This window comes from Pseudomonas sp. S5D5 (assembly GCF_003013355.1).
In the GTDB taxonomy this organism is placed as follows: domain Bacteria; phylum Pseudomonadota; class Gammaproteobacteria; order Pseudomonadales; family Pseudomonadaceae; genus Aquipseudomonas; species Aquipseudomonas aylmerensis.
Window position 1 is genome coordinate 6466800 of sequence record NZ_PTEO01000001.1, and the last position, 12987, is coordinate 6479786.

The window sequence follows — 12987 nt, forward strand, 5'->3', positions numbered from 1 at the left end:
GCTTCGAGGCTTGATGAAATTTCTTACGAAGGAGTTTCGCTACGGGAGGGGTTCGTCACCAATGCGTGGTTTTGCGCCACGCTGGGGCATTCGGTAACAAATTGGTGCGCAGGCTGGAAACAGTTTTCTGCTCACCACAAAACAACTGTGGGAGCAGGCTTGCCCGCGATAGCAGTGTGTCGATCAGCACACCCCATGCTGATACACCGCTATCGCAGGCAAGCCTGCTCCCACCGTTTTTTTAATCGTGTTGAGTCAGTTCGATGATGCAACTGCGGCCGCTGACCGAGATATCCAGCAGGCCAGTGTTACCGTCCACTTGCAGGCAGTCGTGATGGCCGAGCACGTGGTCCAGCACCTTCACTTCATCCGCCACGCTGAACACCAGCACCGTGTGCGCCGTGCTGAAAAAGCGCTGCACGCCGTCAATCCACTGCAAGCGTGCGTGGTAGCGCTGGGGCGAGTAGATCAGGTTGAAATCGCGGATCGGCCCCGTGATCAAGCGGCATGACACGTGGCTGTCGCCCTTGAACGCAAAGGGTTGCAGCGGCAACAGGCCCAGCTGTTCCTCGCCATCCACGGTAAGCACCATGCCGGCGCCCTTGATCACGGTGATTACGCGCTGATAACCGGCAAAGGTGGAAAACCCACCCGACTCGGCGATATCGGCAATCGACAGGCGCCAGCCAAAGCCATCCAGGCCGGTACCGGCGTCACGGGTGATTTCTTCGGTGCTGCCACCGCCGTTTTTCCACGGCATGCGCACGTAATCGGCGGCGCGCCAGACTTTCACTGCACTCATTTACTGAAACGTCCTTCCAGGCTATGACGGGAACCGGGGTGGATCAAACGCGCGGCGGTCACCGGCTGGCGACCCGACCAGGTGCGTCGGCGAATCAACAGGCAGGGCTCGCTCGGCTCGATCTGCAGCAACTTGCACTCGGCGGCGTCGGCGAGAATCGCCTCGACCACGTGCTCGCCTTCGGTCAACGGTGCGACCTGGTTCAGATAGGCGTAGGGAGTTTGCTGGGTGAAGTCCTGCTGCAGGTACTCCGGCGCGACCAGGGCGTTGACGAAACGGTCTTCGATTTGCACCGGAATGTCGTTTTCAAAGTGCACGATCAGCGAATGGAACACCCGTCCGCCTTCGCGCATTTCCAGCGCTACGGCGCGTTCGGAGCCGGCCGCTTCTTCACCAAGGTGAATGACCTGGCAAGTATGCCGATGCCCACGGGAGGCGATTTCATCGGCGATGTTGTGCACCTCGAACAGCGCCGACTGGCTCTTGGGTTCGGCGACGAACGTGCCGACACCTTGCATGCGCACCAACAAACCTTCGGCGGTCAGCTCGCGCAGGGCGCGGTTGATGGTCATGCGGCTGAAGCCCAGCTGGCTGACCAGCTCGCTCTCCGACGGCACGCGGTAATGGGGCGGCCAGTTGCCGTTGAGGATCTGCTGGCTGATCATCTGTTTGACGCGAGCGTACAAGGGCGCCGGACTTTCGTCCATGTGGGCAGCCAGTGAAGACTTGGCGGGCGGAGTCGGCACAGGGAATCCTTGCAAGAGGAAAAGATGCATAGATTGCCGGAGTTTACCGAGCAGGCAAACGTCTGTATATGTATATACAAATAAACACACGACCGGGGTGACATGATCATGTCCGCTTTCTTTGCCGAACGCGCACTGCTGCCTAATGGATGGGCCAACGATGTACGCTTTGAAGTCAGCGCCGATGGCCTGCTGACCCACGTTGAGCCCAACGCCAGTGCAGACGGCGCCGAACGGCTCAGGGGCCCGGTAGTGGCGGGCATGCCGAACCTGCACTCCCACGCGTTCCAGCGCGCCATGGCGGGGCTGGCGGAAGTCACCGGCAACCCGAATGACAGCTTCTGGACCTGGCGCGACCTGATGTACCGCATGGTTGGCAAGATCAACCCGGAGCAATTGCAGGTCATCGCCCGACAGCTGTACATCGAGATGCTCAAGGCCGGCTACACCTCGGTGGCTGAGTTCCACTACGTGCACCATGACGTCAGTGGCCAGCCCTATGCTGACCGCACGGAGCTGTCGCGGCAGATCAGCCAGGCGGCCGCCAGCAGCGGCATCGGGCTGACATTGGTGCCGGTGCTCTACACCCACTCGGGATTTGGCGGCCAGGCACCCAATGACGGCCAGCGCCGGTTTATCAACAGCACGGAAAACTACCTGGACCTGCAAGCGCGCCTGAAACCGATCCTCGCCGCGCAACCGGCGCAGCAGCTGGGGTTGTGCTTTCACTCCCTGCGCGCGGTGACCCCGCAACAAATCAATGACGTGCTGGCCGCCAGCGACAAAGCTTGCCCGGTGCATATCCACATTGCCGAGCAGCAAAAGGAAGTCGACGATTGCCTGGCCTGGAGCGGCAAACGGCCGCTGCAATGGCTGTATGACAATGTCGAGGTGGATGAGCGCTGGTGCCTGGTGCACGCCACTCACGCGGACGCCGACGAAGTGGCCCGCATGGCCAAGAGCCGCGCGATTGCCGGTTTGTGCCTGACCACCGAAGCCAACCTGGGCGACGGGATCTTTCCGGCCGTGGACTTTCTGGCGCAGGGCGGCCGCATTGGGATCGGCTCCGACAGCCACGTCTCACTGAGCGTGGTCGAAGAATTGCGCTGGCTGGAATACGGCCAGCGCCTGCGCGACCAACGGCGCAATCGCTTGTATCGCAGCGATCAGCCGATGGTCGGCCGCACACTGTTCGATGCCGCGCTGGACGGTGGCGCACAGGCGTTGGGGCAGCCGATTGGTCGACTGGAAGTGGGTAAGCGCGCGGACTGGATCGTGCTGGACGGCAATGATCCGTACCTGGCCACGGCGAGTGAAGACGGGATCCTGAATCGCTGGCTGTTCGCCGGTGGTGATCGGCAAGTGCGCGATGTGCTGGTCAACGGTAAGTGGGTAGTACGGGATGGGCGCCATGCTGGCGAGGAAGAAAGCAGCCGGGCATTCACGCAAGTCTTGAGGGATTTGCTCGGCTGACGGGCGACACAAAAAAAATAGGGGAGCTGGCAAGCCAGCTCCCCTATTGGATTGAGGGTTCCCTCAGTTACTGCGAGGTCTTGGCCATCTGCTTGTCCGACGTACGCCAGATCAACCGTGTGGTGTCATACCCCTGTTGCCGCGCCCTGCTGAGCAGATCTTCGCGAGTGTCGGCATTCACCGTCGGCGTGCGCGACAGGATCCACATGTAGCGCCGGCTCGGGCTGCCTACGATGGCGGTCTTGTAGTCATCGCTGACGTACAGCACCCAGTAGTCGCCCTTGGCGACGCCGGGCAGCAGCGCGGTAAACCAGTTATTGAATTCAACCCAGAGCTTGTCGGTCTTGCCCGGCACTTGCGGCGTGGCCGTGCCTTTGGCTTCTTCCCACTTCCACTCGCTGGTCAGGCAGCGGTTGAACACCGACATATCGCCATCGGGCAGCAGTGTGTAGCGGGCTTCGGACTGCGCGCAGTTGCGCTGGAAGTACATCGGCAATCGGGCCAACTCATACCAGGTGCCCTGGTAACGCTTGAGATTGACGTTGCTCGCGGTCTTGGGTTGCAGATCATCGCCAGAATGACTGGCGCAGCCCGCCAAAAACAGGCTGGCACAAAGGCACAAAACAAAACGCATCATTCTTCTTCTCCCGCAGGCTCTCGCCCCGGTTTACTTCAGGCCTTGCCCGGAAAACATCAGAACTTTGTCACCGGCATATTGAACGCTGATAAAGCTGTTTTTATCGCCCCACGTGCAGCTGGACATGCCCAGTGCGCCAGAACAATCGGTCGGCTTACCCAGCAGCGACTCCACCTCGGCCTTGGCCATGCCAGCCGACAACTTTGCGTAATTTTCCTGGTTGACCTTGCTGCAAGCGGCCAACAGCACGCAAAAAGCCAGCAAAGCGAGACGGCGTAACGACATGGAAAAACTCCTGGAGGGACGAAGCAGCTTGGGTATCTGCCAGAAGCTTAGAAGGGAAAAGAGGTGTCTGGTTCCCGACGAACGAAAACAAAAAAGCCCCGAAAACGCTGAAACGTTTCGGGGCTTCTTTAACGGTGAACCGGCTCACAACACGGCCGATAAACTATCGCCGTGGGTTATGCCTTGTGATAGGCCGTCACACGCTCAACTTCTTCCTTGGAACCCAGGAACACCGCCACACGCTGGTGCAGGCCTTCAGGCTGGATGTCGAGGATGCGCTGGTGGCCGTCGGTGGACGCACCGCCCGCCTGCTCTACCAGGAACGACATCGGGTTGGCTTCGTACATCAGGCGCAGCTTGCCTGGCTTGGATGGCTCGCGGCTGTCGCGTGGGTACATAAACAGGCCACCGCGGGTCAGGATACGGTGTACGTCAGCGACCATCGCAGCCACCCAGCGCATGTTGAAGTTCTTCTTCAACGGGCCTTCCTCGCCCTCCATCAGTTCGTTGACGTAGCGCTGTACCGGGGCTTCCCAGTGACGCTGGTTGGACATGTTGATCGCGAATTCCTGGGTCGAGGCAGGGATCGAGATGTCTTCGTGGGTCAGTACGAAGCTGCCCATTTCACGGTCCAGGGTGAAGCCCTTGACGCCGTCGCCCAGGGTCAGCACCAGCATGGTCTGCGGGCCGTAGATCGCGTAGCCGGCAGCGACCTGCTCGGTGCCTGGCTGCAGGAAGGCCTTTTCGTTCAGGGCTTCGTTCTGGCTCAGGTATTCGTTCGGGCAACGCAGTACCGAGAAGATGGTGCCGACCGGCGCGTTGATGTCGATGTTCGACGAACCGTCCAGCGGGTCGAATACCAACAGGTAGGCGCCTTTCGGGTATTTGCCCGGAATCTGGTAGGCATTGTCCATTTCTTCGGACGCCATGCCGGCCAGGTGACCGCCCCATTCGTTGGCTTCGAGCAGGATCTCGTTGGAAAGTACGTCGAGCTTCTTCTGTACTTCGCCCTGCACGTTTTCAGTGCCCATGCTGCCCAGGACACCACCCAGTGCGCCTTTGGAGACGGCGTGGCTGATTTCCTTGCAAGCACGCGCCACCACTTCGATAAGGAAGCGCAGATCGGCAGGCGTGTTGTTGCTGCGGGTCTGCTCAATCAAATAGCGACTCAAGGTAACGCGGGACATGGAAGGCTCCGGAGAATGGGGGGGCTAAAAACCCGCGCAGTTTAACGCGAGTCGGGGCGTATTTCCTCCTATCAGAGGATTTAAACCCAATAGAGTTCATGGACTTTATTTAACGTGCCACCGGCGGCTTGCGCAGCAAACTGTAGGCCATGCCTCCCAGCGCCGCCACACCCAGCAGGAGTACGGCCCACAGGCCGAGCTTCTTCCAGTCGGTGCCGGCCTCGGTCGGCGCCACCACGGCCGGCGATTTGACCACCACCTCCGTCGACAACGTGGCCTGCCCCAGCGCCTTGACGCGCGCGGCGCTGTAATCGGGAATCAGCGTCGACAGCGGCAGGCTCGCCGCTTTCACCGAGGCATTGCCCAACGCCAGCGTGAACGGCGGCTCACCCCGCGCCAGGAAAACCAACTGCGTGGCGCGCACGGCAAAACGCAGGGCAGGTGCTTCAACGCCCAGGCCACCGCCGCGCTCGTCCACCTGCAATTTCAACTGGTTGACCACCTGGCCAGGCAAACGCAGCTCATCCTGCACCACGTCCTGGCCGTTCTGGGTCAGGCGGTACAGCAAGCCATTGCTCAACGGTTGCCAGGCCTGCTGGCTGTCCCGCCGCCCTGCCAAGGTCACCGGCGCCAAGGTGTTGGGCTGCTTCAATTCAACCCGCAAGCGCTCGACATTCAGCCCCACCGGCAACTGCCAGCTGTACTCCCCCGCCTTGAGCCGCGACCCCGCCAACGGCTGCGACCACACCAACGGCAGCGGCAGACTGCTGCTCGATGCACTCACCAGCTTGGCCGAGGTCAGGCGCGGCGCCGCCTGGCCTTGCCACATCAGGCGCAGGTAGCGTGCCGACTGCCCTGGCAAGCTGACGTCATGCTGCTCGACTCGCTCATCGGCAAACGACAAGCGTGCCACCTGCCCATCGCCCCAGGATTCCCAGTGCTGCAAGTCATCGCTGGCTTCGATGCTGAAGCGCTGGAAGCCCTCGTGCTCGCGGCTCCAGTCGAGGCTCAACTGCTGCAATGGCGCCTTGATCGCGCTGGCATCCAGCACCCAGCCGCGCAATACCTGCTTTCCGGGCTTCGCGCCGCTCGAGGGTTTGATTTCCACCAGCGTGCCCGCCGTAGTGGCTTTCATCGTCACGCCAGGCGAAGCGTCACGGGTATCGGAGGCGTACAGCGGGAACCACTTCACGTCAGTGATGTTGCGGCTTTCGGTGCGCTCGGAGGCCTGGCGCGACAGCGCATAGGCTTGCGGCTCGCCGGCGGCGTTGAACACGCGCACATCGCTCAGGTCAGCCTGGCGCGCGGCCAACTGCACGGCGAGCGGCAACTCCAGGCGATACCAAGGGCCGTTGCCACTCACCGCCAGCGGTACCTGGGTGGTGAAATCGGCCGGGGTTTCCTGCGCCCACACGGCCAACGTCGTACACAAGCCCACCGCAATCATGCTCAACTTACCGATCAAGAGGCTGCTCCTTCAGTTTCCAATACAGGTTCGGCACGCTTGGGCGGCAGCGGCGCAAAGTAGCCCACCACCAGCAACAGCCCGCCCACGCCGATGAACGACACAATCCGCGCCAGGCCGCCGCGGTTGCTCAGTTCGACAAAGAACAGTTTGGCGACCACTACCGCAATCAACACCGCCCCGATCAACCACACTTCACGACGATGGCGCAGGTGGCCACCGATCATCAACCCGAGGGCGATGAGGGTCCAGACGATCGACAGGCCGGCCTGTACCAGCATCGACGCCAGCAACGCATCCAGATGGAACGGCACGCCGCCCCAATGGTGGGCCGTGCGCATCACCAACGCGGTGAAGAAAGTAAACAGCGAAACGCCCGCGACACCTTGGGCGATCAACTCGGCACGCGGCCCACGTTGCGGCGCCACGCTGCGCGACCACAGGTACACACCCAGCAGCGCAAACAGCAGGCCCAGGTCCAACGGGTTGAGCAAAGGCACATAGGGCAAAGGGTTGGCCGTGCCGTCACTAAAGCTGTTCGCCAGCCAGAACCAGCCGAGCATCAGCACTGCCAGCGGCAAGGCGGCCAGCACGCGGTACTCACGCGGGTACGCCGCCACTGGCCATGGCCAGGTGCGCGGCGCGGCGGCCAGCACCAGATACAGGCTGGGCAGCATCGCCCAGCCCAGCCAGCGCCAGGCGTTGTATTCACTCGAGAGCCGCAACAGGCCGTAACGCAGCTCCAGCGCCAGCACGCCGATCAGCATCCAGCAGCCCAGCACATGGGCCACGCTCAGCACCCTGGCCGGCACACTCGCCGCCAGACGCCGCAACGCGATGAAGTGCACCACGAACACCGCCAGCCAAGCCAGCCAGCCGTAGTGCGCCGCCGGGTGATAGTAGTTGTGCGCCGAGACCAGCAGCACCACGCCCGCCGCCGGCATCAGCAAGGCGCATAGCACACCGAGCGACGCCCAGTGCAGCCGCGCCGCCAGCAGCGCCCAGATCGCCACGCTCAGCGCCGCGATGCCGAGCAAGGCCGGGCCCTGCAGCTCGTCAGGAAGAAACCGCAGCACTTCACCGACCAACGCCAGCGTCCACCAGGCCGCGCCCCACACCAACAGCAGGTCGGACAGACGCTGCAGCTTCAGCACAGCAAACACCGGCGCATGCGGCTCACGTTGCAAACGCCATGCGCCGACCAGGGCAGCCAGGCCCAGCACCATCGGTGTCCAGAACCCGCTGTGGGCCAGCGGCCGCAAGCCCTCGCTGGTCAACGGCCCCAGCAGTTGCGGCACCGCCAGCAGGAACGCGCTGCCTCCGATTACCTGCAACAGCAGGCCAAAGACGAAACTGACGCGCTGCTGCAAGTGCAGGCTCAGCCAGATGATCAACACGCCACTGGCCGCCCACACCGCGCTGGCGCTTTCCCACGGCAACACGAACAGCACCGCGAGGTTGATCAGCACCAAGCCGGCCAGCAGCACCACCGACAGCCCGCGCAGCAAGCGCACGTCGCCGCGCACGCTGTCATCGCGGGCCGCCAGCAGCATGCCGCCGATCAAGGCCAGGCCGATCAGCGAGGCGGTCAGCAAACCACTCCAGCCCGCATTGAAGGCCGCCGCGCCGTCACCGCCTTGCAAGCGCAGCAGGAACACAGCACCGCCGAGCAACTGCACCGCGAATGCCGTGAACAGAAAGGTGCGCGAGCCGATGCGCAGGCCGACGAACAGCGTCACCAGACCGGCGATTGCCCAACTGATCGCGGTGCCTTGGGTCAGCAAAAAGAACGGTGCAAGCAGGTACAAAAAGCCCAGGCCCAGGCTAGCCAGCACGGGCAGCCCTTTGCGCTCCCACGCTGAGGCCTGCTGCGCCGAGGCCTTGCGCAACTGGTCGAAGCTGAACAGCAACGCCGCGCCGAGCAGCAGCGCCCCCAGCGGGGCGCCGTCGAGCAAGGTGTGCTCGCCGATGCGCAGCTCACTGAGGAATGCCAACGCCGAACCCACTTGCAGCAACAAGCCGAAGGCACGCGCCAATGGCCGCTCCTGACGCAAGCCGAGCCAGAAGATCCCGGCGCCTTCGACCGCCCAGGCGGCGGCGGTCCAACGCGCGTCGAGACCCAACGGAATGGCCAGGCTGGCAAAGATCACCCCCAGTGCCAGGCAGGTTTCCGCCAGCAGCAACGCGCGCCCGCCACCCAACAGGCGAGCCAGGCCCATGTAGATGATCCCCAGGCCCAACGCGCTGAACGCAGCGGCAAACTCCAGGTGCTGCACCAGTGCGAACTGCAGGCCGAACCCCACCAGCGGCGGGCCAAACAGCATACTGCCGTCGACATAGTGCCCCTTGGCCAGCGACCAACGCAGCAGTGCGGCCCGGCTGTCATCGTCGGGCGCGTCACGCATTTCCAGCAATGTGCGCCGGGCGAACAACAGGCCGATGGCCAGGTACATCAGGAAAAACAGGATCAGGAACGGCTCGGTGCTCCACAGCAATTCGGGCGTGTAGGAGCGCATGCCCCAGGCGAAGCCGATGCCAAAGGTGCCGACAAAACCGATCAGGTTGAGCAGGCGCCAGGCCTTGAACCACGCGATGGCGAGGATGCCGGCGTTGAGCAGGGCGAAATAACTGAACAGCGCCACATGGTTGCCGGCACCGGTTGAGGTGAGGATTGGCGCCGCAAAGCCGCCCAGCGCCGCCGCACAGGCCAGCCCCAGTGCATCCTGGGTAATCGCCAGGATCGCCGAGAACACCGTAACCGCCACCAACAGCCCCAGCGCCGCGCTCGGGTCGATCAAGGGGTGCAGGCGCATCGCGGCAAACACCGTCAGGTACAGCACCGCAATGCCGGTACCCTGCAGCATCAGTCCGTAGTTGCTGTTGCGCAGCCGCAGCCACCAACCCAGGCCCAGCAGGCCCAATGCGGCAGCGGCAACGCCGGCGTAACGCAGTTCGATCGGCACGACCATGCCTTCGGTGGCGTAGCGCAGCAGGAACGCCAGGCCGAGAAACAACAGCACTACGCCGACACGCAGCACGGTATTGCCGCCAAACAGCCAATTGCGTGCGCCGCTGATCGCGCGTTCGATCAGGTTGGGCCCGCGAGGGATTGCAGGTTCCTGGGCGCGCGGCGTGGGCGCGGGGGTCCACACGTCATCCGGCAGCGGCTGGCTGGCTTCGACAGCCGCAGCGGCGGGGGCTATTTCTGCTTCTGCCGGCAACTCCCACACAAGCTCAGGAGCCTGGGTGACAGGCGTCGGCTCGGGGATAAGCGGTTCGACACTCACAGGGCTGGCCGGCGTGGGCACTTCCAATTGCCGCAGGCGCTCACCCAGCGCGATCAGCGCTTTCTGCGTGGTTTCCAACTGACGTGCCTGCTGATCCGCCTGGGCCGAGAGCTTCGCCAGGCGAATCGCCTGTCCCACGCCCAACCCCAACAGCGCACCGAAACCGGCGTCGGTGAACGACTCATCGAGCGTCCAGCCGAGCACCAGGCCAATCAGCATGAAAATCCATTGCATGGTCGATATCCCTAAGCAGCCCGAGGCGGGCGAACTGGCGCCTAGTATATCGACGCAGACCCCATGTGGAAGCACGCTTATGTGGGCGCCGGGCTTGCCCGCGATGCAGACACCTCGGCGTATCAGTCACACCGAGGTGATGCTATCGCAGTCAAGTCAGCGCCCACATAAACCCGCACACATGTTCAGGTCAGCGATGTTTAGTCGAGTGCTTTCCAGATCTCGGTCGCGTACTCCCTGATGGTCCGGTCCGAGCTGAACCAACCCATCCGCGCCGTATTCAGAACTGCCGAACGCCACCATGCCTTGGAGTCGTGCCAATGCGCTTCGACCCGCGCCTGGGCGTCCCAGTAGGAATCGAAGTCGGCACACACCAGGAAGCGGTCGTAGTCCACCAGCCCGTCGATCAGGCCGACATAACGGCCCGGGTCATCCGGCGAGAACACCCCACCGCGAATCGCCTGCAGTACATCGTTGAGCCGATGCGATGCGGCAATCTCCGGCCCGGCGTTGAACTCACCCGCGTGCTTGCGGGCTTCCACCTGCTGCGCACTGAGGCCGAAGATAAACATGTGCTCGGCGCCCACGCGCTCGTGCATTTCCACGTTGGCGCCGTCCATGGTGCCGATGGTCAGCGCGCCGTTGAGGCCAAACTTCATGTTACTGGTGCCCGAGGCTTCAAAGCCGGCGGTGGAAATCTGCTCCGACAAGTCCGCCGCCGGGATGATGCTTTCCGCCAGGCTGACGTTGTAGTTGGGCAGGAACACCACCTTGAGCAGACCGCGCACGGTCGGGTCATTGTTGACGGTGCGCGCAATGTCGTTGGTCAGCTTGATGATCAACTTGGCCTGGTGATAACTGGCCGCCGCCTTGCCCGCGAAGATCTTCACGCGCGGCACCCAGTCGGTGCCAGGTTCGGCACGGATCGCCTGGTACAGCGCCACGGTGTGCAACAGGTTCAGCAGTTGGCGCTTGTACTCGTGGATGCGCTTGACCTGCACGTCGAACATCGCCGCCGGATTGATGGCGATTCCCAACCGCTCATGAATGATGTCGGCCAATGCCCGCTTGCTGTGCAGCCGTTGCTCGGCAAACGCCTTGCGAAAGGTCTGCTTATCGGCAAAGGGCTCAAGCTCCACCAGGCGCTCTTCGGGCTTGTCGAGAATGTCCGGGCCCAGCGCCTCCACCAGCATCGAGGTGAGCTTGGGGTTGGCCTGGTACAGCCAGCGGCGGAAGGTGATGCCGTTGGTTTTGTTGTTGATGCGCTCCGGGTAGAGCTTGTGCAATTCGGAAAACACCGTGCTGCGCATCAACTGGGTGTGCAAACCGGACACGCCGTTGACACTGTGGGAGCCGAGGAACGCGAGGTTACCCATGCGCACGCGGCGGCCGTTGTCTTCTTCGATCAGCGACACCGCGCGCAGCACGTCGAAATCGTGGATGCCTTTGGCGCGCAGCGAGTCGATGTGCTGGGCGTTGATCAGGTAGATGATCTGCATGTGCCGCGGCAGCATGCGTTCCATCAGGCCGACCGGCCAGGTTTCCAGCGCCTCGGGCAGCAGCGTGTGGTTGGTGTACGACAAGGTTTCGACGGTGACATCCCAGGCGGCTTCCCATGGAATGTCGTGCAGGTCGACCAACTGGCGCATCAACTCGGCGACGGCGATGGACGGGTGGGTGTCGTTGAGCTGGATCGCCGCGTGCTCGCCCAGGCTCAGCACCGAGCCGTGCATGTTCTTGTGGCGGCGCAGCAGGTCCTGCAGCGAGGCCGAGACGAAGAAATATTCCTGGCGCAGGCGCAATTCCTGCCCCGCTTCGGTGCTGTCGGCCGGGTAAAGCACGCGCGAGATGCTTTCGGCGCGGGCCACTTCGGCCACCGCGCCCAGGTGGTCACCGGCGTTGAAGCGCTCCAGGTGCAGGTCTTCCACCGCCCGCGCACGCCACAACCGCAGGGTATTCACACTGGCGCCGCGCCAGCCGACCACCGGGGTGTCGTAGGCAACGGCGCGCACGGTTTCGTTGGGCGACCACACCTGGATCATCTTGCCGGAAGCGTCCGCCAGGGTTTCGACGCTGCCGCCAAAGCCGATCGGGTAAATCACTTCGGCGCGTTCGAATTCCCACGGGTTGCCGAAATCCAGCCAGCGTTCGGTTTGCTCCTGCTGCCAGCCATCGACAATCGCCTGGCGGAACAGGCCGTGTTCATAGCGGATGCCATAGCCATGGCCGGCAATGCCCAGGGTCGACATGCTCTCCATGAAGCAGGCCGCGAGACGGCCCAGACCGCCGTTGCCGAGCGCCGCGTCGGGCTCCAGCAGGCGGATGCGCTCCAGGTCCACGCCCAGCTCGGACAGGGCTTCGCGCGCAATTTCCAGCACGCCAAGGTTGCTCAGGCTGTCGTAGAGCAAGCGGCCGATAAGGAATTCCAGCGAGAGGTAATACACCCGCTTCTGGCCCTTGCGGTAGATCCGCCGCGTGTGGTCCATCCAGTGGTCGACCATCTGGTCGCGGGCGGCCAGGGCAATGGCTTCGAACCAGTCATGGTCGAAGGCGTGATCCGGGTCCTTGCCCACCGCGTAGGTGAGTTTGGTCAAGACGGCATCGCGAAATGCGGCTACCTCTGCTTCTCGTGCAAGTGGTTCCTGAGACATCAAATGCGACCTCGGGCGAGATAGAAGGAGTTGCTAGAGCCTAGACGGTCTGACAGACGGTAGACGCTCTGGTTCGGCAGTTTTTTAACTCATTCACCTTTGCGGGAATTAGATGCAGGGGCCGTGCCTGCTTTCCTCTGGCGCACCGTTGGAGATGAAATCTGCAAAATATTGTTCAAAAAATCACCAATCCCGGTATGATCGCGCGCCCGGATATCGC

The 12987-nt window shown here is 62.8% G+C and carries 9 protein-coding genes; 1 reads left to right on the forward strand and 8 read right to left on the reverse strand.

Translation table 11 applies throughout. The features are described 5' to 3' along the window. Positions 1-241: 241 nt before the first annotated feature. A complete protein-coding gene (locus tag C9990_RS29535) occupies positions 242-802 on the reverse strand; it encodes a HutD family protein (protein ID WP_106805392.1) in 561 nt (186 codons plus the stop codon). Continuing rightward, entirely contained in the window at positions 799-1509 is a 711-nt protein-coding gene (gene hutC / locus C9990_RS29540; RefSeq protein WP_017738808.1) for a histidine utilization repressor, read from the reverse strand. The genes C9990_RS29535 and hutC overlap by 4 nt, the downstream gene beginning before the upstream one ends. Before the next feature lie 147 nt (positions 1510-1656). Between hutC and C9990_RS29545 the strand changes: the two genes are divergently transcribed. Further along, positions 1657-3021, forward strand: coding sequence for a formimidoylglutamate deiminase (locus C9990_RS29545; RefSeq protein ID WP_106805727.1), 1365 nt, complete (start codon positions 1657-1659; stop codon positions 3019-3021). 67 nt (positions 3022-3088) lie between these two features. Here C9990_RS29545 and C9990_RS29550 read toward each other — a convergent pair whose 3' ends face one another. From C9990_RS29550 to C9990_RS29580, 6 genes are all read right to left on the reverse strand, one after another. After that, positions 3089-3658: a lipocalin family protein gene (locus C9990_RS29550; RefSeq protein ID WP_106805393.1), complete on the reverse strand. Its 570-nt coding sequence runs from the start codon at positions 3656-3658 to the stop codon at positions 3089-3091. A gap of 30 nt (positions 3659-3688) precedes the next feature. Further along, the gene (locus C9990_RS29555; protein WP_017849914.1) at positions 3689-3943 is read right to left on the reverse strand and encodes a hypothetical protein; all 255 of its coding nucleotides are present in this window, start codon (positions 3941-3943) and stop codon (positions 3689-3691) included. Between the two features lie 176 nt (positions 3944-4119). After that, the gene (locus C9990_RS29560; RefSeq protein WP_065899834.1) at positions 4120-5130 is read right to left on the reverse strand and encodes a class 1 fructose-bisphosphatase; all 1011 of its coding nucleotides are present in this window, start codon (positions 5128-5130) and stop codon (positions 4120-4122) included. 109 nt (positions 5131-5239) lie between these two features. After that, positions 5240-6592 carry a DUF3999 domain-containing protein gene (locus C9990_RS29565; protein ID WP_106805728.1) on the reverse strand — a complete coding sequence of 451 codons (1353 nt, stop codon included), beginning with the start codon at positions 6590-6592 and terminating at the stop codon, positions 5240-5242. Further along, positions 6592-10116, reverse strand: a complete 3525-nt coding sequence (locus C9990_RS29570; RefSeq protein WP_106805394.1) for a DUF2339 domain-containing protein — start codon at positions 10114-10116, stop codon at positions 6592-6594. Before C9990_RS29570 ends, C9990_RS29565 begins: the two co-directional genes overlap by 1 nt. Positions 10117-10316: 200 nt before the next feature. After that, positions 10317-12767, reverse strand: coding sequence for a glycogen/starch/alpha-glucan phosphorylase (locus tag C9990_RS29580; RefSeq protein ID WP_106805396.1), 2451 nt, complete (start codon positions 12765-12767; stop codon positions 10317-10319). Positions 12768-12987 lie beyond the last annotated feature (220 nt).

Coding starts and splice junctions, on each gene's coding strand:
- C9990_RS29560 (WP_065899834.1), bottom strand. CDS start 5,130: ATGTCCCGCGTTACCTTGAGTCGCTATTTGATTGAGCAGACCCGCAGC.
- C9990_RS29535 (WP_106805392.1), bottom strand. CDS start 802: ATGAGTGCAGTGAAAGTCTGGCGCGCCGCCGATTACGTGCGCATGCCG.
- C9990_RS29570 (WP_106805394.1), bottom strand. CDS start 10,116: ATGCAATGGATTTTCATGCTGATTGGCCTGGTGCTCGGCTGGACGCTC.
- C9990_RS29550 (WP_106805393.1), bottom strand. CDS start 3,658: ATGATGCGTTTTGTTTTGTGCCTTTGTGCCAGCCTGTTTTTGGCGGGC.
- C9990_RS29545 (WP_106805727.1), top strand. CDS start 1,657: ATGTCCGCTTTCTTTGCCGAACGCGCACTGCTGCCTAATGGATGGGCC.
- C9990_RS29555 (WP_017849914.1), bottom strand. CDS start 3,943: ATGTCGTTACGCCGTCTCGCTTTGCTGGCTTTTTGCGTGCTGTTGGCC.
- C9990_RS29580 (WP_106805396.1), bottom strand. CDS start 12,767: ATGTCTCAGGAACCACTTGCACGAGAAGCAGAGGTAGCCGCATTTCGC.
- hutC (WP_017738808.1), bottom strand. CDS start 1,509: ATGGACGAAAGTCCGGCGCCCTTGTACGCTCGCGTCAAACAGATGATC.